Annotated in this window: 14 protein-coding genes (1 of these 14 only partly in view); 4 read left to right on the top strand and 10 right to left on the bottom strand. The window is 73.1% G+C overall.

What is annotated here, in order from left to right; all coding sequences use genetic code 11:
* Positions 1–80: 80 nt before the first annotated feature.
* Both C3492_RS05605 and C3492_RS05600 read right to left on the bottom strand, forming a co-directional pair.
* Complete coding sequence (locus C3492_RS05605; RefSeq protein ID WP_258055513.1) at positions 81–863, bottom strand: thioesterase II family protein; 783 nt, start codon at positions 861–863, stop codon at positions 81–83.
* Entirely contained in the window at positions 860–1,066 is a 207-nt protein-coding gene (locus C3492_RS05600; protein ID WP_103810733.1) for an MbtH family protein, read from the bottom strand. The genes C3492_RS05605 and C3492_RS05600 overlap by 4 nt, the downstream gene beginning before the upstream one ends.
* Before the next feature lie 355 nt (positions 1,067–1,421).
* On the opposite strand from C3492_RS05600, the gene C3492_RS05595 reads away from it, so the two are divergent.
* Positions 1,422–4,418 carry a BTAD domain-containing putative transcriptional regulator gene (locus C3492_RS05595; protein ID WP_258055512.1) on the top strand — a complete coding sequence of 999 codons (2,997 nt, stop codon included), beginning with the start codon at positions 1,422–1,424 and terminating at the stop codon, positions 4,416–4,418.
* 28 nt (positions 4,419–4,446) lie between these two features.
* Here C3492_RS05595 and C3492_RS05590 read toward each other — a convergent pair whose 3' ends face one another.
* Positions 4,447–5,304: a bifunctional 2-polyprenyl-6-hydroxyphenol methylase/3-demethylubiquinol 3-O-methyltransferase UbiG gene (locus C3492_RS05590; RefSeq protein ID WP_103810607.1), complete on the bottom strand. Its 858-nt coding sequence runs from the start codon at positions 5,302–5,304 to the stop codon at positions 4,447–4,449.
* A gap of 287 nt (positions 5,305–5,591) precedes the next feature.
* Positions 5,592–6,398, bottom strand: coding sequence for an SAM-dependent chlorinase/fluorinase (locus C3492_RS05585; protein ID WP_103810606.1), 807 nt, complete (start codon positions 6,396–6,398; stop codon positions 5,592–5,594).
* A gap of 277 nt (positions 6,399–6,675) precedes the next feature.
* On the opposite strand from C3492_RS05585, the gene C3492_RS05580 reads away from it, so the two are divergent.
* Both C3492_RS05580 and C3492_RS05575 read left to right on the top strand, forming a co-directional pair.
* Positions 6,676–6,897: a hypothetical protein gene (locus C3492_RS05580; RefSeq protein ID WP_103810605.1), complete on the top strand. Its 222-nt coding sequence runs from the start codon at positions 6,676–6,678 to the stop codon at positions 6,895–6,897.
* Between the two features lie 40 nt (positions 6,898–6,937).
* Positions 6,938–7,486, top strand: a complete 549-nt coding sequence (locus C3492_RS05575) for a flavin reductase family protein (protein WP_103810604.1) — start codon at positions 6,938–6,940, stop codon at positions 7,484–7,486.
* 25 nt (positions 7,487–7,511) lie between these two features.
* On the opposite strand, the gene C3492_RS05570 is transcribed toward C3492_RS05575, so the two are convergent.
* On the bottom strand, positions 7,512–8,600 hold the full coding sequence (locus C3492_RS05570; RefSeq protein WP_103810603.1) for an LLM class flavin-dependent oxidoreductase: 1,089 nt from the start codon (positions 8,598–8,600) through the stop codon (positions 7,512–7,514).
* 466 nt (positions 8,601–9,066) lie between these two features.
* Between C3492_RS05570 and C3492_RS05565 the strand changes: the two genes are divergently transcribed.
* On the top strand, positions 9,067–10,356 hold the full coding sequence (locus tag C3492_RS05565; protein WP_103810602.1) for an MFS transporter: 1,290 nt from the start codon (positions 9,067–9,069) through the stop codon (positions 10,354–10,356).
* A gap of 94 nt (positions 10,357–10,450) precedes the next feature.
* Here the strand turns inward: C3492_RS05565 and sbnB are convergent, their stop codons facing one another.
* The 5 genes in view from sbnB to C3492_RS05540 are tightly spaced (at most 48 nt apart) and all read right to left on the bottom strand, a layout consistent with a single transcriptional unit that may run on beyond the window.
* Positions 10,451–11,473 carry a 2,3-diaminopropionate biosynthesis protein SbnB gene (gene sbnB, locus C3492_RS05560; RefSeq protein ID WP_103810601.1) on the bottom strand — a complete coding sequence of 341 codons (1,023 nt, stop codon included), beginning with the start codon at positions 11,471–11,473 and terminating at the stop codon, positions 10,451–10,453.
* On the bottom strand, positions 11,464–12,486 hold the full coding sequence (gene sbnA / locus C3492_RS05555; RefSeq protein WP_103810600.1) for a 2,3-diaminopropionate biosynthesis protein SbnA: 1,023 nt from the start codon (positions 12,484–12,486) through the stop codon (positions 11,464–11,466). The genes sbnB and sbnA overlap by 10 nt, the downstream gene beginning before the upstream one ends.
* The gene (locus C3492_RS05550; RefSeq protein ID WP_103810599.1) at positions 12,483–12,716 is read right to left on the bottom strand and encodes an MbtH family protein; all 234 of its coding nucleotides are present in this window, start codon (positions 12,714–12,716) and stop codon (positions 12,483–12,485) included. Before C3492_RS05550 ends, sbnA begins: the two co-directional genes overlap by 4 nt.
* A gap of 48 nt (positions 12,717–12,764) precedes the next feature.
* Entirely contained in the window at positions 12,765–20,450 is a 7,686-nt protein-coding gene (locus tag C3492_RS05545; RefSeq protein ID WP_103810598.1) for a non-ribosomal peptide synthetase, read from the bottom strand.
* A protein-coding gene (locus C3492_RS05540) for an SDR family NAD(P)-dependent oxidoreductase (RefSeq protein WP_258055511.1) crosses the window boundary here: on the bottom strand, positions 20,447–22,427 show its end. Its footprint extends 18,947 nt past the window's final position; 1,981 of the gene's 20,928 nt are visible here — the last part of the coding sequence; the start codon falls outside the window, past its right edge — the gene reads right to left on this strand; its stop codon occupies positions 20,447–20,449. Before C3492_RS05540 ends, C3492_RS05545 begins: the two co-directional genes overlap by 4 nt.

Here is a 22,427-nt window from a genome sequence, read left to right as displayed (position 1 = left end):
GGGCGGGGACCTCCGCGCCCCTCCCCGTCCCGGGCGGCGTCCATGACGGTCATGGACGCCGCCCTGGCGGTCGAGGAAGGTCATCCGCGGATCCGGGAGGAGATCTCGGCGGCCAGGGCCGCCGCGTGGGGCACCAGGTAGAAGTGGTCTCCCTGGAAGATGCGGAAGTCGAAGCCGGAGGCGGTGACGTCCGCCCACGTGGCCAGCTCCTCGGGCGGGCAGGTGGGGTCCGCGGCGCCGCCGAAGGCCGTGACCGGCGCCTTGAGCCGTACGATCCCGGCGGGACTGTAGGCGCGCAGGAGCCGCAGGTCGCCGCGGAGCGCGGGCAGCAGCAGTGCGCGCAGGCCGGGGTCGGTGTACACCTCGGATCCCGGTCCTCCCAGTCCGATCGCCCAGTCGACCAGGGCCTCGTCGTCCAGGGGCCCGGGGTCGTACGCGTCCCCGGAGGGGGCGGCCCGCCCCGAGACGCACACCCGGGTCAGGGAGCCCGGATACCAGTCCTCGATCCTGCGGGCCGTCTCGTAGGCGACGGACGCTCCCAGGCTGTGGCCGAACACGGCGACCGGCACGTCGAGATAGGGCGGCAGCCGGGCGGCGATCTCCTCCGCGAGATGCTCCAGGCTCCGCGGCCACGAGTGCTCCAGCCGGTCCTGCCGGCCGGGGTACTGCACGGCGAGCAGTTCGATGCCGGGTGCGAGGCTCGCGGCCAGGTGGTGGAACACGCCGGCGGTGCCTCCCGCGTGGGGAAGGCAGACCAGGCGGGCCACGGGCGCGTCGACCGGGTACCGGCGGAACCAGGGATCGGTGTTGTCGACCAGGGTCCGCCGTGCCGTGGCGGAGGCGACGTGACGGTGCGGGTTCACCCCGTGCGCTCCCTCAGGCTCTTGGGGCGCAGGTCCGTCCAGTGGGTCTCGATGTAGTCGAGGCAGGACTGCCGGGTGCCGGCGGAATGGACGACCGTCCAGCCCTCGGGTACCTCGGCGAATTCCGGCCACAGCGAGTGCTGATTCTCGTCGTTCACCAGTACCAGAAAGGTGCCGTCGGGGTTGTCGAACGGGTTGCTCATGGTCTCCTCCTCGGGGCGGGGGCCGTGCCCGGCGGCGTCCATGTTCGCGATCGGTGATCAATGCGCGGTCAACACACGGGAAGGCGCGGGTCAATGACGGATCCGCTGCTGGCGGGGGTGAGGACGAGGCGGAGAAGCCGTCCTCGCGTCCGTAGCGCGTGACCGCCCCAACTCCCGCCACGCCGTCGGAGCGTTCACATTCCCGCGGGAAGCCTCATCCGTTACTCTGATCATCGCAACAGCACCGCATTGTTCACATTCCCAGGGCAATCCCCTCCTGCAGTAAGGACGAAGGGTGCCAAAACTTCACGTTTCCATCCTCGGCCTGCTTCGACTGGACCGGGACGGAACGCAGGTGGATCTGGGCAGCCCGCAGCAGCAGTCCCTGTTCCTGGCACTGCTCATGAGGGAGGGCAGGACCGCCACCGCGGGGGACCTCGTCGAGGCACTGTGGGGTGAGGACGAGCCCACCTCGGCGACGAGGACGCTGCGCACGTACGCCTGGCGGCTGCGCAAGGTACTGGAGGAGGACACCAAGTCCCCCAGCGTCCTGGTGTCGGTCGGGGACGGCTACCGCCTGGTCCTGGACGGTGACTACGTCGACTTCCAGGACGTGGAGGAGCTGGCGCGCAACGCACAGCGCGCGCGGCAGGCCGACGACCTGGAGGGTGCGTACGACCTGCTGGAGGCGGCGCTCTCGCTGTGGCGCGGTGAGCCGCTCGCGGCGATTCCCGGGCCGTTCGCCGCCCGCCAGCGGGACCGGCTGAACGAAGTGCGCCTGTTGTTGCAGGAAGAACGCATGGAGATAGGTCTCGCGCTGGGCCGAGGCATCCGGTACCTGTCCGAGTTGCCCGGCCTGATCCACCGCTATCCCCTGCGGGAACGGCTCTACACGCTGCTCATGCACGCCCAGTACCAGTCCGGGCGAAGAGCCGACGCGCTCGACACCTATCGCCGGGCGCGCGAGGTGCTGATCGACGAACTGGGTGTGGAGCCGGGGCCGGAACTGCACGCGTTGCACCAGCGCGTCCTGGCGGGGGCCCAGGAGCTGCTGGCGACCCCGCCGGCGCCGCGACCCGAGGTGACGCCCCCGGCCGAGCCGTCCTCGTCCGCGGTGGCCGGCGAGGAAGCGGCGCCCGCGGCGGAGGAGGCGTCCGCCGCGGCGCCCGGCCGCGACGACCAACCGTACCCGCACCCCGCGCAACTGCCGCCCGACCTGGTCGACTTCACCGGGCGCGGCCACCTCACCCTGACGATCAGCTCGCTGATGAACAGCCCCCACCGGTCCGCTCTGCCCCTGGTGGTGCTGGTGGGGATGGCGGGCGTCGGCAAGTCGGCCCTCGCCCTGCACGTCGCCCACACCATCCGCGACTCGTACCCCGACGGCCAGCTCTACGCCAACCTGCGGGCCGGTGACGGCGGCCCCGTACCGCCGGACGACGTGCTGGCGGGTTTCCTCGTCTCGCTCGGCTACCGTCCCGACGACCTGCCGGCGACCCTGGAGGCACGGACCGCCCTGTTGCGGACCGTGCTCAACGGGCGCCGTGTGCTGCTCCTTCTGGATGACGCGGTCACCGCCGAGCAGGTGCGCCCGCTGCTGCCGGGCTCGCCGGAGTGCGGTGTGCTCATCACCACGCGCACCCGGCTCGGTGGCCTGCCGGCGCTCCAGGTGGAGGTCGAGGCGTTCTACCCGTCGGAGGCGCTGGATCTGCTCGCGCACACCATCGGTTCCGGACGCGTCGAGGCCGAACGTGCGGCGGCGGTGGAGATCGTCGAGTCCTGCGCGATGCTGCCGCTCGCCATCCGGATCGTCGCCGCCCGGCTGGCCGCCCGGCCCAACTGGTCGCTCCGGTCGCTCAGCACCCGCCTCGCCGACGAGTTCAAACGCGTCGAGGAACTCCGGTCGGGGAGCATGACGATCTCCGCCGTCTTCGACCTCACGTACCGGCACCTGCCCGAGGAGCAGGCGAGCGCGTTGCGCCGGGCGGCCACCGTCGACAGCCCCTCGCTCTCGCTGTCGTGCGCCGCGGCGCTGCTGGACGCGTCGGAGGAGGACGCGGAGATACTGCTCGACGCGCTCGTGGACCAGGCGATGCTGGAGTCGCCGGAGCCCGGCCGCTACCGGTTCCACGGTCTGCTGCGCGGCTTCGCGCGGCGCAAGGCCCTTCCGGACGAACGGCACGAGGCGATGGCCAGATTGCTGGACTTCCTGCTGGCCTCGGCTAAGAACGCCTTCGCCCAGGTGGTGGCGGGAGATCCCATCGAGCGTGCCCTCTGCCCGACGCGTGCCGCCGGTCTGTGGTTCGCCGGGCCCGAGGAGGCGCGGAGCTGGGCCGCGGAGGACGGTGAGTGCGCGCTCGCCCTGGTGCGGCAGTTGGCCCGGGCCATGGCGACCGGAGCCGGAGCGCACGGCACCGAGCCGCCGTTCGACGCCCGCACCCTGCTGCGCTCCAACGTCGACCTGCTGATCGTCCTCAGCGCGCACCGGCAGAGCCTGAACTCCACCTATTTCCAGGACGCCGTCGACCTGCTGGAGCGGGCCGTCGCCGGCACGGGGGACCCGCACATCATGGGCAGGGTGCGGTTCCTGCGCGGCAACTACGAACTCGCGATGAGCCACTTCGCGCGCGCGGAGCAGCAGGCGTCGGTTGCGGTGCAGCACTGCCGGGCCGCCGAGGACCTGGTCATCCTGCGCCAGGCGCTCAACGACCTGGGCCTGGCCAAGCAGATGCAGGGCAGGTTCCAGGAGGCCATCGAGTGCTACGACGAAGCCATCGACCTGGCTCGCCGGCTCGGTCACACGACGGGCGAGGTGGCCACCACGGTGAACGTCGCCCTGCTGAAGGTGCAGATGGGCGAGGCGCGTGAGGCCGAGCAGATCTGTCAGGAGGTCCTCACCGGGCTGGTGTCGCAGGAGGACACCGCCGGGATCGCGTACACCTATTACGTGCTGGGGCTGGCGAACCACAGTCTCGGCGGATACGAGTCGGCGTTGAGCTGGTTCGAGGAGTGCCTCTCCGTCTGCATCTCCCACGGGCTGCGCGCTCGCGAGGGCCAGGCCCGGCTGCGGCTCGCGGAGTCGCTGAGGGCGGTCAAGCTGCTCGACCGGGCCATCGCCGAAGCCAAGCAGTCGGTCGAGCTGTGCGAGGAAGTGTCCGACATGCGCAACCTCGGCCGGGCACTCACGGTGCTGGGCCACGCGCTGCGCGATCTCGGGCAGGAGCCGGCCGCCCAGGAGAGCCTCACCCGCGCCGACGAGGTCTTCGCCGGTCTGCGGCTGCCCCCCGGCGCGGGACAGCCCGCCCGGCTCACGGCGTTGCTCGGCGGCCGGGGGACGGGTGGCCGGCCGTGACTGCGGGGTCCGTGCGCGCTCGGCTCTGTCAGCGGATGCGGGGTGTCGCGTGCGAGGCGACCACGAAGAGGTTGGCGCCCCGGCCTCCCGAGTCGGGATCGATGAGCAGTTCCTTCTCCATGGACAGGACGCGCTGGAAGACCTTCTCGTCCTGGAGCACGCTTTCCGACCCCGCACCCGGTGTCTCGTGGACGTCGGGGTAGATGAGGCTGGGAAATCCGGTGAGCAGGTCGACGCTCAGGTTCGACGCCGCGTGCGTGGCACGGATCTCCCCCGGCGTGAACAGATGCCGGTACGGCGCGGAGTTGGTGGCCCACCGGCTGCCTTCGAGGCTCCGCACGACGTGTTCGGTCTCGCCCGCGGCCAGATCCTCGAAAGCCGCGTGCCAGCGGTTCGGCAGGAACGAGACCATCAGCCCGTCCAGCGCGAGCAACCGGGTGAGCGACGCGATCACCGGCCCCGGGTCGGGGACGAAGCCGAGCAGGTGGTGGCTGTTGAAGACGAGGTCGAAGGTCTGTCCGGCGAGCAGGTCGGCCGCGTCGTGGACGTCGGCGTTCTGGAAGCGGACCCGGTGGTCGTAACCGTGCCGGGCCGCCCGGTCCCTGGCCTGGCCGACCATTCCGGACGACAGGTCGTACAGCATTCCCGTGCTGTCCGGGAAGTGTGTGGCTATCCGGTGGGTCCAGCGCCCCGCTCCGCCCCCGATGTCCAGGAAGGTGAAGCCGGGCGGTAGCCGGGAGAACACCGACAGCTCCAGCGCCGACCACTGCAGGGCGTCCACCAGACGTCCGTACGCTCCCCGCCAGTTCTCGTCGTAGCCGATGGCCTTGCGCTCGAAGAAGTCCCGCACCACGGCTGACGAGTCGTCCTCACACACATGCAACATGACACGAACCTTTCACCTTGGACCGGGGAGCGCGACAGGAGGCTTGTTCGCACGGGGCGGGCTTTGTGGGCCGCACGCGAGCGACGGGGCTCGACAGGCTGGTCACAGGTGGGTGACCTTTGCGGGGGCGACATGGCGCGGGGGCGCCTCCGCGCCGGTGGCCGAACTCCCGGCGCCGGCCGCGCGAGCGCTGAGCGCCGCGCGCTCCGCGTGTTCCCGGTCTGCGGCTCCGCGTCTCAGCAGGGCCCATGATTCCCAAGCGGCAAGGGAGTTGTCCACCGGTGTGCTCACACGGTGTGCGGCCAGACTCCTGTGGACGCTGACGGCACACGGGAGCGCCGACGGCGGATCTCCACGGTGTGGCCCGCGCCGCAGTCGTGGTCCAGCAGACCTCGGGACCGGACCTGGCCGAGCTCGTGGAGCCCGAAGGAGCTGCCCGGGTACACCACCCATGTCCCGTCCTCGTGATCCATCATGCGCTGCCCGTAGACCGCGTCGATCGTCCGGTCGCCGAGGGTGACTCTCAGCGGGTCGCCCGGAAGCAATCCGTCCGCGTCGAAGGCGAACTTGGCGTTGCCGAAGTTGTCGACGTGGACGATCAGGCCCTCCGACACCGGGATACGGCGCACCGCGCCGGCCGGGAACGGCCTTCCCAGGTCCGCCGGCCGGCGGCCGGCGGCCAGAGCCCCCACCGCGGGTGCGTGGATCGTCCTGCCGCCGAACGGGACGAAACCGGGGTCGTCGATGTGGAAGCATTCGGCCACTCCGAAGTCCTCGGCCAGCCAGCCCAGGGCGCCGGTGTTCGCTCCGGTGAAGACGAGACCGCCCCGCACCGTACGGCCCACGAGGCGTTCGGTCCTCTGGGGGAGGCTGTTGAGGACGCACATGATCGTCGTTCCCGGGGCGGCGGATTCCGCTATCAGTCGCACAAGGAAAGCCGCATTGATTACCGAGAACGGCTGGGCCGCCACCAGTGGCTCAATTCTTACATCCACTTCGGGATTCAACGTCGACGCGGCATTCAGGATGGCCAGACGCATCTCAACATAGGCGACATCGGTACAGTCCGATACGATGACGATACGTGACGTCATGCCGGTCACGCTTTCCTTTCGCGAGTCTAGTTGCCGTGCACTAGCCGCTTCTTGTCCATTTTACGAAAAGATATCAGAGCGCCGCGCCGCGGTTAGCACCGAACTTCTGGATTCAGCAGCATCCGGCCACCGGCCCATGGTCCGGAACGGACCCCGTGACACCGGGTTGACGGGGCGTCGATCGCGCGTATATCGGCCTGTATTCACGACAGATCCCGTGGTGAACACGCCTTGCGACTCTTCTCGCGTCGAACCGGACCGCTGGAAGGACAGACCGATGACGCAGCCGCAGGCCTCCACCACCCGCCAGGGCAAGCTCTCCCTCCGCACCAAGGCGCGGCTCACCGCGTCGGTGGCGATGACCGCGCTCGCGATGACCCTCTTCGCCGGCCCGCTGTTCACCGGTGGCACGGCATCCGGCCACACCGCCTCGGTGGTCCGCGCCGACGGCCCGGGCGACGGCGTCACCACGGACGAGTGGAACAGCACCGGCTCCTGACCGGGGTCGCCCTGACACACCCGTACGCAGATGAGGTGTCATGACGCTCTCCGACGAGTCCGCGGCCGGTCCTCCGCCGGCCACGCGTGACCACGCGGCCACGCCCGATGCCGGAACCGCCGCGTTCTCTCCGCTCGATTTCCGCAGGGTCCTTTCCGCATGGCCGACGGGCGTCGCCGTGGTCACCGCCCAGCACGCGGGAGAGCCGGCGGGGCTGGTGTGCAACAGTTTCACCTCGGTCTCCCTGTCCCCTCCGCTGGTGTCGTGGTGCGTCGGCAAGGAGTCGTCGCGCCTGGGGGTCTGGCTGCGGGCCCGGGCGTTCGCCGTGCACATCCTCCCCGCCGGGCGGTCCGATCTGGTGACCCGGTTCTCCCGCAAGGACGGCGACAAGTTCGCCGGACTCGACTGGGTGACGGGGACGACCGGGGCGCCACTGCTGCCGGGCTGCGCCGCGCACCTGGAGTGCCGGACGTGGCAGCAGTACGACGGCGGGGACCACGTCATTTTGGTCGGTCAGGTCGTCGGCATGGCCGAGTCCGGTGGACCGGTGCTCAGCTTCCACCGGGGCCGGGTCGGCCGGATGCCGTAGCCGCCCCCGAGCCCGCCGGCGACGATCAGCCGTCGCCGCGCCGCCCGCCGGCCTCGGATTCCCGCTTGGCCACCTCCTCCCGGACGATCGGGATCACGTACCGGCCGATGTCGATCGTGTCGTCGATGTAGTCGTAGCCGCGGAGGGTGAAGACGTCGACACCGAGGTCGTAGTAGTCGAGCAGGGCCTGCGCGACCGTCTCCGGGGTGCCGACCAGGGCGTTGCAGTCGTTGATCCCACCGACGAGGGAGGCGATTCCGGTCCACAGCGCGCGGTCGTACCGTTCGCCCTCCCTGGCGATCGCCGCGAGCCGCCGGGAGGCGGTGTTCTCGGCCTCACCCAGGGAGAACCTCCTCGCCGCGACCGCGGCCCCGAGGCGGCGCGCCTTCTCCCAGGCGAGTTCCTCGGTCGGCGCGATGATCGGGCGGAAACCCACCTGGATGCGCGGCATGTCGGTCCGCCCGGCCGCGCGTGCGGCCGCCCTCACCTTCTCGATCTCGGCGGCGGTGTGGGCGAGCGGCTCACCCCAGAAGGCGTAGACGTCGGCCTCGGCTCCACCGACCGCGAACGCCGCGGGCGACGAGCCGCCGAAGGAGATGCGGGGGCCGGCGGGCTGGGCCGGCGGGAACAGGGGGTGGAAGTCCTTGAAGCGGTAGTGGGTGCCCTCGTGACTGAAGGGTTCCCGGGCCGTCCAGGCCTTCTTGACGATGCGCATGTACTCGCCGGTGCGGGCGTAGCGTTCGTCCTTCGTCAGGAAGTCGCCCTCGCGCTCCTGGTCCGCCTGGCTGCCGCCGGAGATGAAGTGCACGGCGAGCCGGCCGCCGCTGAGCTGGTCCAGGGTGGCGAAGGTTCGCGCGGCCACGGTGGGGTGGCAGGCGTTCGGACGGTGCGCCAGCAGGATCCGGAGCCGGTCGAGCCTGGCCGCGATGTAGGTGGAGACGGTCACCGGGTCGGGGGTTCCGGCGGAGTAGGCGACGAGCACGCGGTCCCAGCCGTGGTCCTCGTGGGCCCGGGCCAGCCGCAGGGCGTAGTCGCGGTCGAGGACAGCGGTGGTGCGGGGGCGGACCTCGGAACCGTCACCGGTGAAGAGGGCGCCGACGAACTCGACGGGCATGGCATCCGGCCTCTCTTGATGGGCGCCTGGGCGCCGTTGGAGGGCTCCACTGTTTTCCAGCGCGATACGCAACGCATCAACGGCCGGCGGACCGTCAGCGGCGCAGCCGCGGCGGCGGGGCCCGGGCCTGCTCGATCGGCGCGGATCACCCGAAGATCCGGGCTCGGGACAATGCCGCCGGCCGGGCGGACGAACGTCCCGCCGGGCGAGCCGCGTGAGCCGTCCCGCCGAGCGGTTCGCGTGTGCCGTCCCGCCGGGCGAGCCGCGTGAGCCGTCCCGCCGGGCGGACCGCGTGAGCCGTCCCGCCGGGCGAGCCGCGTCAGCCGTCCCGCCGGGCGAGCCGCGTGAGCCGTCCCGCCGGGCGAGCCGCGTGAGCCGTCCCGCCGGGCGGACCGCGCCAGCCGTCCCGCCGGGCGGACCACCGTGAAGGTCCCGGCGGGCTCCACCTCCTACTGCAAGGACCCCCATGTCTCATGTCAGCCGTGGCAAGCGGCTGGGCTCAGGATTCCGACGGGCCTGGGCCGCGGTGGTCGTGTCCGGCCTCGGGGACGGCCTGCGCCTGGTCTCCCTGCCCCTGCTCGCCGCTCAGCTCACCGACGACCCGGTGCGGACCGCCATGGTCTCCTTGGCCGAACAGCTCCCCTGGCTGCTGCTCGGCCCGGTGGCCGGGGCGCTCGCGGATCGCTTCGACCGCCGCAGGATCATGGCGGTGGTCGACTCCGGACGGGCGGTCGTGGCCGGCTCCCTCGCGCTCGCGGTGGCGGCACACGTGGTGTCGATCCCCGCTCTCGCGGTCTTCGCCTTCCTCCTCGGATGCGGTTTCGTCCTGCACGGAGGGGCGTGGTCGGGGCTGGTGCCGACGCTGGTGCCGCCCGAGGGGCGCGCCTCGGCCAACGCCCGCCTGCACATGGGCGCGCTGACGAGCAACACCCTCATCGGGACTCCCCTGGGCTCCGTGGTGTTCGCCGTCTCCGCCGCTCTCCCCTTCGGCCTGGACGCGGTCTCCTTCGGGCTCGCCGCGCTCCTCGTCATGACCCTGAGCGGGGACTTCCGGCCGCGTGCGGCGGGGGGACCGAAGCCCACCGCCGCGCTGCTGCGACGTGACACGGTCGAAGGCGTCCGTTGGCTCTGGCGGCATCGGCAGCTGCGCCGGCTGTGCCTGGTGACGGGCCTCTGCAATCTCGTCGGCGTCGGAGTGATCTCCGTTCTGGTGCTCTACGCCCGGAACACCCTGGGCATGTCCGGCTTCGGCTACTCCCTGCTGCTCGCCGGGTCCGCCCTCGGCGCCGTCGCCGGAGCCGCCGTGACACCGCGCATGGTCCGGTGGGCCGGCCCCGGACGCCTGCTGCGTCTGGCGCTGGTGGGGGGCGCGCTCTCCGTCGTGGCCACCGGTGCCGCGCCGGGGGGCCTGGCCGCCGGATGCGGCATCGCCGTGTACGGCGCCGTCAACGCCGTCTGGAACGTCACCGTGCTGACACAGCGTCAGTCGCTCGTCCCCAACGTGCTGCTGGGACGTGTGACGGTGGCCTACCAGATGGTCACCGGATGCGCCAGCGCGCTCGGCGCCGCGACAGGCGGCCTGGTTGCGCACTCGTTCGGGCTGCGCGCCCCGTTCCTCACGGGTGGCGTCCTGCTGCTCGTGGCCGCGCTCATCAGCCCCCGCCTGGCAGCGGGGTCTCCCCGGTCCACCGGCTCGCCCTCGGACGCGCGGCCGGGCGCGCGGGACGCGCAGGCTTCGGTGGAACCGCCCGCCTGACGGCCGGGGCGGTGTGCGCGGCGTCCGGCGGGCCGCGGCCTGGTGCTTCCAGGCCGCGGCCGGCCCGTGACCGGGACAGGGCGGCCCCGCGGCTCTACCCGGCCGCGCCCAGCACGTCGGGTGCCGCCGCCCGGCTGTGCGGCAGGAAGTCGTCGTGCCGCACGCCCCATCCGCGGTCGACCGCCACGTCGCGGACCAGCCGCGCCACCGCGAGGTCCAGGATGCCCAGGCCGAACGGGGAGAAGACGGTGACCTTGCCGGGGTCGCGCCGGTACGGCTCTCCCGCGGAGAGGATCCCGCCGATGGCGGCGCTGATGAAGTCCCGGTTGCCGACGAGCTGTTCGGCCAGGTGGACGGAGGTGGCGGCGCGGCAGACGTGGTCCGCGTCGTCGACGACGTTCACGGCCTCCAGCACCGACTCCGGCGTCAGGTCCCGCAGGGACAGGTGCAGTACGAGCGTCCCGGGCCGGCAGTGTTCGAGGCCGACGTGCGGGACGGCCGCCGTCGAGGCGAAGGACACCAGCGGGCTCGCCGCCATCGCCTCACCGATCGTCTCGGCCACCTCGACCTCCAGGCCGGGCGGGCAGGACCGCGCGAAGTCCAGGGCTCGCCGGCGGTTCAGGTCGAAGAGGCGGACCGACCGGATGCCCGGTACGGCCACGCGCAGGAAGCGGAGGACCTCCCGGTTGATCACCCCGCAGCCGATCAGCGACACCGAGGTCTCCGCGGCGGCACCGGGCATCGCCGCCGCGGCGAGTGCCGCGCTCGCCGCCGTACGGCGTGCCGAGATGACCGAGGCCTCGATCAGTGCCTCCGGGTGACCGGTGCGCAGCGAGTTGAGGATGATCGCCGCCGAGGCCCGCTCCAGGCCCGCCTCGACGTTGTCGGGGAAGGAGGAGATCCACTTGATTCCCGCGATCTCGTCCGCGCCGCCCAGATGCGCGGGGAGTCCGATGATGCGGTTCTTGGGGTGCTCCGGGAAGCGGAGGAAGACGGAGTGGGGAACGGCGGACCGTCCCTCGGCGTGGGCCGTGTAGGCGTGGCGGACGGCGTCCAGGACGTCACCGTCACGTCCGTCCAGCACCCCGCGGACAGTGGCGTTTCCGATCACAAGCATGCGAACTGCTCCTCTTTTGCGGTGCCGGGGACGTCCGGGATGGGACCCAGGTGCGCGGCGGTCCAGGCGTCGTCGTAAACGGTGTTCAGGTAGCGCTCGCCGCGGTCGGGGAAGACGAGGACGCAGGTCGAGCCGGCCGGCAGGAGCGGACGCAGCCGGGCCAGTGCCGCGACCACGGCCCCCGACGAACCGCCGGCCAGGATCGCCTCCGTGGCCACCAGGTGGCGGCAGCCGGCGACGCTCTCCTGGTCGCTGACGTGGACGACCCGGTCGGCCAGGCCCGGCGCGTACAGCGCCGGCCGGAGGGCGGCGCCGTGGCCGGGGAGCTTGCGCCGCACCGCCGGGGGGAACGCGTCGAAGATCGCGCTGCCGAGCGCGTCCACGGCGACGATCTCCGCCGGCAGCCGGTGCTCGCGCGCGTACTCCGCGCAGCCCCGCAGGGTCCCGCAGGAACTCGCCGAGCAGAACAGGTAGTCCAGGTGCCCGCCGGGCAGTCCTTCGACGATCTCCCGCATCGTGGTCCAGTGGGCGGCGGCGTTGAGTTCGTTGCCGTACTGGTCGGGCCAGTAGGCGCCCGGTACGGCGCGCACCAGTTCACGCACCCTGCGCAGCCGGCTCGGCAGGTAGTCGCCGGTCGCCTCGTCCGGCTCGGCGACCAGGTCGACCTCGGCACCGAGGGCGCGCATGATCGCGAGGTTCTGCTGGTTGGCCCGCGGGTCGACCACACAGATGAAGCGCAGATCGAAGTACCGGCAGACCTGGGCCAGGCCGATTCCGAGGTTGCCCGAACTGGACTCCACGACCACGGACTTTCCCGGGCTCAGCTCCCCGCGGCGGATTTTCTCGCGGAGCATGGTGACCGCGGGACGGTCCTTGATACTGCCCGCGGGATTGAAGCCTTCCAGCTTGGCATAGACCTTGACGCGGTCGTCCGGGAAAAGCTTGGTGAGTTCGACGAGCGGTGTGGATCCGATCGTCGAGAGAATGCCGGGTGCTCGGGTCTCGCCTGTCATCGGTCGGTCGTTCCCCGTGCCGCTGAGTCCATGGCCGCGATCAGGCTCTTGGGACGCATGTCCGTCCAGTTCGCCTCGATGTGGGCGAGGCAGGCCTCCCGGCTGTCCTCGCCGAACACCGCCTGCCATCCGGCCGGCACATCCGCGAAGACCGGCCACAGTGAATGCTGACCCTCGTGGTTGACGAGAACGAGAAAGCGCCCTTCGGCGTTGTCGAACGGGTTCGTCACAGCAGATCTCCCTTTTCACAGGTCTTCAGGTCGATTACGGAACGGGGGTCAGCGCGCCATCCGGCGCAGCCGGGGGCGGGCCGGGGCGCTGCTCCCGGCGGACAGCCGGACCGCCAGCCGGGCGGGCGTCGGCGCCTCGAACACCGCGCGCACGGGCAGTTCCGCCCCCAGCACGCTGCGCACCCGGGACGCGAGCCGGGTCGCCAGCAGCGAGTGGCCGCCCAGCCGGAAGAAGTCGTCCTCGGCGCCCACCCGTTCGAGGCCGAGGATCTCGGCGAACAGCCCGCACAGGGCCTCCTCCCGCGGATTGCCCGGTGCCCGGGAAGGCTGTGCCGGCGCACCGAAGTCCGGTGCCGGCAGCGCCCGCCGGTCCACCTTCCCGTTCGGCGTGACCGGCAGGTCGTCCAGGACCACGATCGCCGCGGGCACCATGGCGGCCGGCAGGACGTCCGCCAGGTGCTCCTGGAGGACGGCGGGGGTGCCGGCGGCACGGCGCCGGCGCCGGCGGGCGGCCGACGGGTCGTTGGCGAGTGCGGTGCCTGTCGCCGCCGCCCCGGCGTAGGCCTCCACCGGTCCGGTGGTGTCGGCGGGCAGGTACAGGATGTCGAACAGGTCGTCGCGGCCGGCGTTCCAGGTAGGCACGGAGCGCATGCCGTGGGCCTCGCCGAGACGGCACAGTTCCTCGGGGTCCAGGCCCACCCCGCGGAGCAGTTCCAGCGCTCCGTGCGCGTCCTCGTCCCGGAGCATCGCCTCGGCCGCGTGGAACTCGCCCGTGACCCGGCCGTTGGGGATCCCGGTGACGCGCAGCCCGGACGGGGACGAGGCCAGCAGGGCGGCGAGATCCACGGAGGCGTCGGAGCCCTCCGTGGCGATGTCCTCCCACCGCCGGTGCGGAATCTCGCCCACCCGGGCCTCGTCCCCCGGCACCTCCCGTGCCGGGGCCGGCAGTCCGTTCTGGTCCGGAGCCGCCTTGTGCAGCACCACCTCGTAGCGGTGGCACGTCAGTTCGTTGTGGAACGAGCCGCGCTTGAGCCGTATGTCGACCCCGGCCACGCGGGGGTCGCCCGCCGCCAGCGCGGTGAAGAACTCGGGGGCGACGACGAGCTCCTCCTCCGCCGCCACCGACTGGTCCACCGCCGCGCGCAGCCGGGCGGGGGGTGTCGCCGCGGGCAGGCGCCGGCAGGCGACGCCGGTCCGCAGGGCACGGAGCGTCCTGAGGTTGCGTACGTCTCCGACGACCATGGCCCCGCCCGGTGCCAGCAGGTCCAGGGCACGGTCGATGACCTGGGTCAGGTACCGGGCGTCGGGGAAGTACTGCGCCACCGAGTTGAGCACCACGGTGTCGAAGTGACCGGTGGGCAGGCCGTCGAGGGAGTCGGCGGGCAGGCAGCTCAGCCGGACGCGTCCGGCGAGTGCCGGCACGTCGGCCAGGTGCCGTTCCAGCCGGTCCACGGCCTCCTGGGAGAGGTCCGTGCCCCAGTAGGTCTCGCACGCGCCCGCCAGCCGCGCCAGCAGGAGCCCGGAGCCCACACCGATCTCCAGGACGCGGCGCGGACGCAGTTCCCGGATCAGCCGGACCGCCGAGTCCCGCCACTGCCGCATCTGCTCGACGGGGATCGGACGGCCGTCGTAGCTGCTGTCCCAGCCTCGGAAGTCCTCGTCCCAGGGCGCGTCCCCGGCTCCGGCGTACACCTGGTCGTGGATCTCCCGCCAGTCACCCACCAGCTCCCCGCCGGTGCCGGCCCGGGGGTCGGTGCCGGTGTCGTCGTCGGTGCCGGTGTCCGGGACGACGTACGCCACCAGGCGGGTGTCACCGGGTACGTCCTCGCGCGGCACCACGGCCGCCCGGCGCACCCAGGGGTGCTCGGAGAGCCGCGCCTCGACCTCGCCGGGCTCCACCCGGTGTCCGCGGACCTTCACCTGGTCGTCCGCGCGTCCCCGGAAGACCAGCTGTCCGTCCCTCGTCCAGGCCGCCAGGTCTCCGGTGCGGTACATGCGCTCGCCCGGCGCGCCGAACGGACAGGCGACGAACCGGCCCGCGGTGAGCGACGCCTGCCCCCGGTAGCCGCGCGCGATCCCGGCGCCGGCCACGTACAGCTCGCCGGCGACCCCGGTGGGGACCGGGCGGAGATGCTCGTCCAGGACGTACACCCGCGCGTCGTGGACGGGACGGCCGATCGGGACGGCTCCGCCGTCGGCCGGCCCGCCGGTCAGCGCCTCGCTCATGGTGGCGCACACCGTCGTCTCGGTCGGTCCGTACGCGTTGACCATCCGGCGTCCGGCGGACCACCGCGCCGCCAGCGCGGGCGAGCACGCCTCCCCGGCGGCCACGAGGACGCGCAGGTCGCCCAGGGACGACTCGCTTCCCTCGGGCAGGGACTCCAGCGCGGACGGGGTGGCCGTCAGGTGGGTGACCCCGCCGGACGCCAGCGCGGCCGCCAGTTCCTCCCCGGCCAGCGGGCCCTCGACGTCCGGAACCACCAGGGCGCCCCCGGAGGCGAGCGCCATCAGCATCTCCCACACGGACGCGTCGAAGCCCGGCGAGGCCAGTTGCAGCACCCGGCTGGAGGCGTCGGCGCCGAGGTGCCCGGCCTGGGCGGCTGCCAGGCTGGGCAGGCCGAAGTGGGGGACGACGACGCCCTTGGGGCGGCCGGTGGACCCGGACGTGTAGATGACGTACCCGGCGTTCGCGGGCCGCAGCGGCCGCACCCGCTCGGCGTCGGTCAGGGGCGTGCCCGGCAGCTCCGCCAGCGTCCGGGCCAGGCCGGGGCTGTCCAGGAGGAGGCGCGGGCCGCCCGAGTGCGGCAGCCGGGCGGCGGTGCGGCCGTCGGTGACCAGGGCCACCGGGCCGGCGTCCGCCAGCATGTACGCCATCCGCTCGGCCGGGTAACCGGGGTCCACCGGCAGGTACGCCGCGCCGGCCTTGAGCACGCCGAGCGCGGTCACCACCAGGTCCGCCGAACGCGGCAGGACCACCGCGACCACGTCCTCCGGTCCCACGCCGGTGCCCGCCAGGTGCCGGGCCAGCCGGTTGGCCCGGGCGTCCAGCTCCGCGTACGTCAGGATCCGCTCGCCGTGGACGACGGCCGGCGCGTGCGGCGCCGCGACGACGTGCGCCTCGAACAGCGCGGGGAAGGTGCCGGGGGCACCCGGTCCGCTCACCGTCGTCTCGCCGCGCGCGCTCAGCAGCGCCCGGCGCTCGTCCGCGTCCAGTACCTCCAGACGGCCGACGCGCGCGCCGGTGTCGGCCACCATCTGTTCCAGGACCCGCAGCAGACGCCCGACCATCCGTTCCACCGTGGAGCGGTCGAACAGGTCGGTGGCGTACTCGACGAAGCCGTGCAGGCCGGCCACGGAGCGGTCCGCGTGTTCCCGCTCGCTCAGCGAGAAGAGCAGGTCGATCTGGGACGTGCCCTTCCGCGCCCACTCCAGTCCGGCCTCCAGGCCGTGCAGTTCGAACTCGGCGTGCTGGTTGTTCTGCAGGACGAGCGCGACCTGGTAGAGCGGGTGGCGCGAGGCCGAGCGGGCCGGGGCCAGGGCACTGACCAGGTGTTCGAACGGCACGTCCTGGTGGGCGTACGCGGCGAGCGACGTCCGCCGGACGCGTGCCAGCAGCTCGGCGACGGTCGGGTTCCCGGTCAGGTCCGCGCGGAGCACGAGCGTGTTGACGAAGAAGCCCACCAGGTCGTCGAGGGCCTCGTCCAGCCGCCCGGCGGCACCGAAGCCGATCGGCACGTCCTCACCGGCGCCCAGCCGTGACAGCAGGGCGGCCAGCCCGGCCTGGAGCACCATGAAGAGGGTGACATCGTGCTCGCGGGCGATCCGCAGCATGCCCTCGTGCAGTTCGGCGCCCAGGGTGAAGGTGACGAAGCCGCCCTCGTGCGACGCCACCGCCGGGCGGGGCCGGTCGTAGGGCAGGACGAGTTCCTCGGGCGCACCGGCCAGCTCCTGCCGCCAGTACGCCACCTGCCGGGCCAGCACGCTGTCCGGATCGTCCGGTTCGCCGAGGATCTCCCGCTGCCACAGCGCGTAGTCCGCGTACTGGACCGGCAGCCCGGACCAGTCCGGGGCGCGGCCTTGCGCGCGGGCCTCGTAGGCCTGCGCGAGGTCCCGCGCGAGAGGTGACAGCGACCAGCCGTCACTGGCGATGTGGTGCAGCAGCAGGACGAGGGTCCGCTCGCGTGCGGACACCTCCAGCAGCGTCGCCCTCAGCGGGGCCTCGCGGGACAGGTCGAATCCGTACCTGGCCGTGGCCTCGACGGCCGCGCCGACGCCGGCCTCGGGCACGGGCACGATCTCCAGGCCCGGCCAGGCCTGTTCGACCTCCAGCACCTTCTGCCGGGGCACCCCCGCCTCCTCGGGGAAGACGGTGCGCAGGCTCTCGTGCCGGGCCATGAGGTCGCGCAGGGACGCCTCCAGCGCGGCCGTGTCCAGGTCGCCGGTCAGCCGCATGACCACGGGCATGTTGTACGTGGCGGTGGGTCCCTCCATGCGGTGCAGGAACCACAGCCGCTGCTGCGCGTAGGACAGCGGAACGGCGTCGGGGCGGGTCCTGCGGGAGAGTTCCGGCCGGGCGGCGGACGAGGTGTCCAGGCGCGGCGCCAGCGCCGCCGGCGTCGGAGCCTCGAACACCTCGCGGACGGGGAGTTCGACGCCGAAGACGCTGCGCACGCGCGAGGTCAGCCGGGTCGCCAGCAGCGAGTGGCCGCCCAGGTCGAAGAAGCCGTCGTCGACACCGACCTGTGGCACCTTCAGGACCTCGGCGAAGAGGCCGCAGAGCATCTCCTCGGCGGCGGTGCGCGCGGGACGGGACGCGCCGTCCGTTCCCAGTTCGGGCTCGGGCAGCGCCCGGCGGTCGATCTTTCCGTGCGGGGTCAGCGGGAACGCGCCCAGGACGAGGACCGCTGCGGGAACCATGTAGCCGGGCAGGTGACCGGCCGCATGGGCACGTACGGCTGCGGCGTCGGCGGCACCGGTGACGTAGCCGCACAGCTGGGCGCGGCCGGCCTGGTCCTTCCGGGCGACGACGATCGCACCGGTCACCCCGGGAGCGCCGCGCAGTACGGCCTCGATCTCGCCGAGCTCGACGCGGTGGCCGCGTATCTTCACCTGGAAGTCGCGGCGGCCGAGGAATTCGAGCTGGCCGTCGGCGCGCCGGCGCACCTGGTCGCCCGTGCGGTACATCCGCCCGCCGGGGTCCGGGGAGTACGGGTCGGGCACGAAGGTCACCGCGGTGCGCGCGGGATCGCCCACGTAACCGCGCCCCACTCCGGCACCGGCCACGTACAGCTCGCCGGCCACGCCGACCGGCACCGGTTGCAGGGCGTCGTCCAGCACGTGGAGCCGGGTGTGGCGCACCGGGCGGCCGATCGGCACCCGTGCGGCGCCCACCGGCCCGGTCAGCACCGCGTGGGTCACGTCGTCCGAGCACTCGGTGGGGCCGTAGGCGTTGACCAGCGGCACCTCGGGGTAGCGGGCGAACCACCGCTCGCACAGCTCCGGCGGCAGCTCCTCACCGGTGACCACCAGCAGGCGCAGGCCGGTGAGATCCGGGGCGGACGGCGTCTCGTCCCAGGTGTCGAGGGCGGTGAGCAGCAGGGAGGGCACCACTTCGAGGACGGTGACGCCCTCGCTCTCCACCAGGCCGAACAGCGCACGGGGGTCGGTGGCCGTGGCGTGGTCGACGACGCGGACCCGGCCGCCCACCGCGAGCGGGGCGAGCATCTGCCAGACGGAGACGTCGAAGGTGAGCGGCGCGTTCTGCACCACCAGGTCCCCGGCGGTCAGCCGCAGGTCCTCGGTCTTCGCGGCGAGGTGGTTGGCCATGCCCGCCCGGTGGACCATGGCGCCCTTCGGGCGGCCGGTGGAGCCGGAGGTGAAGATCACGTAGGCCAGGTCCAGCGGATCGGCCGACAGCGCGGGCCACGGCCCGGCCCACGCGCCCGTGTCCCCGCCGAGTGCGAGCACCTCGGCCGCGCCGCCGGACTCGGCCGCGATCCGGGCGGCGGCGGTCTCCCGGCCGGCGCCCGCCAGCAGGACCCGTGCGCCGGAGTCCGCGAGCGCGGCGGCGGAGCGGGCCTCGGGGGCCTGGGGATCGAGCGGTACGTAGGCCCCCGCGGCGCCGAGCACGCCGAGGACGCCGGCGACGAACCAGGCGCCGGGGTCGGCGAGGATCGCGACCACCTCACCGGGTGCCCAGCCGGGCACCTCCCGCAGCGCGGCGGACACCCCAGCCGCGCGGGCGAGCAGTTCGGCGTAGGTGAGTTCGCCCGAGGCGTCCACCACCGCTGTCGCGTCCGGTGTCTCGGCGGCGGCCTTGCGGACGCGTTCCACCAAGTCCTCGGCGTCGGCGGCGCGCGCCGTGTCGTTCCAGCCGGACAGCACCTGGTGGCGCTCCTCGGCCGAGAGCAGTTCCAGCTGCCGTACGCGCGTCGCCGGGTCGGCCGACACCTGTTCCAGGACGCGGACGAACCGCTCGACGAGCCGCTCGACGGTGTCGCGGTCGAACAGGTCGACGGCGTACTCGACGACTCCCGACATCCCCGCCCCGGAACCGCCGGGCGTGGTCCGCTCGTGCACGGAGAACATCAGGTCGAAGCGGGAGCGGCCGGTGCCCTCCATCTCCGCGCTCACCCCGAGCCCGGGCAGGGCGAAGCCGGTGCGCTCCCCGGCCTCCACGACCAGCTCCACCTGGAACAGCGGGTGGCGGGCCGCCGACCGGGCCGGGGCCAGTGTGCCGACCAGGTGCTCGAAGGGCACGTCCTGGTGCGCGTAGGCGGCCAGCGCGGTGCGGCGCACCCGGGCGAGCAGTTCACCGAAGGACGGGTCCCCGGACACGTCCGCCCGCAGGACCAGCGTGTTCACGAAGAAGCCGACGAGGTCCTGGAGGCCCTCCTCCTGCCGGCCGGCCACATCGAAGCCGATCGGCACGTCGTCGCCCGCGCCCAGCCGGGAGAGCAGGGCGGCCAGCGCGGCGTGCAGCACCATGAACAGCGTCGCGTCGTGCCCGCGCGCGACCTGCCGCAGACTCTCGTGCACGGTGGCGGGGATCTCGAACGGCACGTAGCCGCCCGCGTAGGACGCGACCGCGGGGCGCGGTCTGTCGTACGGCAGCGACAGCTCCTCGGGGATGCCGTCCAGCGCCTCGCGCCAGTAGGCGACCTGCTGCGAGAGCGCGCTGTCGGGGTCGTCCGGATCTCCCAGCAGCTCGCGCTGCCACAGGGTGTAGTCGGAGTACTGCACCGGCAGCGGGGTCCAGGCCGGCGCCCGGCCGGCCAGCCGCGCCCGGTAGGCCTCGGACAGGTCCCGGGCCAGCGGGCCCAGCGAGGCGCCGTCGCAGGCGATGTGGTGGAGCACCAGCACCAGCACCCGGTCCCGCGGCGTGACCTCGATCAGCGTCGCGCGCAGGGGAGGCTCGGCGGACAGGTCGAAGGCGTGCCGGGCCGCCGCCTCCACGGCCCGCGGCACGTCCTGCGGCGCGAGCGAGAGCGTCCGCATCCCCGTCCAGCCGGCGTCGGGGTCGAGGACCAGCTGGCGGGCCTCCCCGGCCTCCTCCGGGAAGACCGTGCGCAGCGCCTCGTGCCGGGCGACGACGTCCCGCAGCGCCGACTCCAGCGCGTCCCGGTCGAGCTCGCCGGCGAGCCGCAGCACCAGGGGCATGTTGTAGGTGGCGCTGGGGCCCTCGAACCTGTGCTGGAACCACAGTCCCCGCTGTGCGTAGGACAACGGAATCATGAGGTCTCTCCCTTGTTGGTCACCTTGCGGAGCTTCGGTCGCTGTCGCCGGGCGGCCGGCTGGTCCAGCAGCGCCGCCAGCCCCGCGGGGGTCGGCGCCCGGAACACGTCTCTGACCGGCACGTCCACGCCGAACGCGGTACGCGCACGGGAGGCCAGCCGGATCGCCAGGAGCGAATAGCCGCCCAGGGCGAAGAAGTTGTCGTCCACCCCGACGCCGTCCCGCCCGAGGACGTCACCGAACAGCCGGCACAGCGTCTCCTCGCGCGCGTTCCGCGGGGGGCGAGGGGCCCGTTCCGGGCCGGCGGGGCTGTCCGGGGCCTTGGGGGTCCCATCCGCCGTGGAGGTGTCGGACGCCGTGGGGGTCCCGTCCCCCGCGGGGGTGTCGGACGCCGTGCGGGTCCCGTCCCCCGCGGGGGTGTCGGACGCCGTGCGGGTCCCATCCGCCGTGGGCGTCCCGTCCGCCGTGGGAGCCCCGGCCGCCGTGGGGGTCCCGGCCGCCGTGGGGGTCCCATCCGCCGTGGGAGCCCCGTCCGCCGTGGGGGTCCCATCCGCCGTGGGAGTCCCGTCCGCCGTGGGGGTCCCGGACTCCACGGCGGTCTTCGGGGCCGTGGGGGTCTCCAGTCGCAGACCGGTGTCGTGTGCCACCTGTTCGAGCAGGTCCAGCCACTGGTCGAGCAGGTTCCGCGCCGTGGCGGCGTCGTAGCAGCCCGCGTCGTACTTCCAGAGGATCTTGAAGACGCCGGCCTGCTGGTAGATCTCGGCCGTCAGCTCGAACGCGCTCTGCTGGAACACGCCGTCCAGGGGCCGCAGACCCAGTTCACCCGGTTCCGCCGTGGCCTCCTCGGAGAAGAGCTCGGCCCCTTCGAAGTTCTGGAACGACAGGCAGGTCCGAACGAGGCCGGCCGCGGTACCCGCGCGCTCCTCACCGAGCGCCCGGACGATCTCCGAGAACGGGTACGCGCCGTGCTCCAGGCCGTTCACGACGGCCCGCCGGACCGCCGTCAGCAGATCGGTGAAGGGGCCGGCGCCGACCGTGACGCGGATCGGCAGGAGGTTCACGAAGTGGCCGATGACCTCGGAGAACCGCGCCTGCGCCCGGCCCGCGTTCGGCAGGCCGACCGTCAGGTCGCTCTGTCCGGTGGCCCGGTGCAGGAACGCCAGGTAGGAGGCGAGGAAGAGCACCGTGGCACTGACCCGCGTCTCCCGGGCGCGCCGCGTGAGCGCCGCGGAGAGCTCGGGCGTCAGGGTCGCCACGGCGACTTCCGTCCGGGTCCGCGACCGCTCCTCGGCGGGCCGGGCCATGGGCAGGGCCAGGGGTGCGCGCGGCGCGCGCAGCTCCCGGACCCAGTAGGCGCGATGGGCCTCGCCCTCGGGGCCGGCCAGCATCCGCGCCTCCCACTCGACGAACTCGGTGTAGTCGACGCCCACCGGCGGGTCCTGCGCGTCCCCCGGCCGCAGCGCCGCGCGGTACGCCGAGGCGATGGAGCCGGCCAGCAGCGCGGCCGAGGTCCCGTCGAGGACGATGTGGTGCGCGGTGACGAGCAGCAGGCGGCGCTCGCCGCTGCCGTCCGGCGCGGGGGCGGTCACCAGGTGCACCCGCAGGAGCGGTCCGTTCTCCAGGTCGAAGGGGACGCTCGCGAGTCCCCGCAGGGCCTCGATCTGCTCCTGCCGGGACGCCGACGTGACCTCGACCTTCTCGAACAGCGGCCCGTGCGACCGGCCGAACTCCAGGTGGGGCACGCCGTCCTCCTCGCGGACGACCGCGCCGAGGACCGGGTGCAGCCGGAGCTGGGCACGGCACGCCTCTTCCAGGGCGCGCTCGTCCAGGTCGCCGGCCAGCTCCCAGGCGACGGGAACGTTGTAGGCGGTCAGCTCCGGGCTGGTCCGCTGCTCCGTCCAGATGCCCGTCTGCACCTGCGACAGCGGGAAGCGTGCCGGTGCGGGGGGTGCGTCCGGTGCCGTCGTCGGGGCGGTG

Source organism: Streptomyces sp. Ru62 (genome assembly GCF_002920615.1).
Classification (GTDB): Bacteria; Actinomycetota; Actinomycetes; order Streptomycetales; family Streptomycetaceae; genus Streptomyces.
This window is presented reverse-complemented; position numbering and strand designations above follow the sequence as displayed.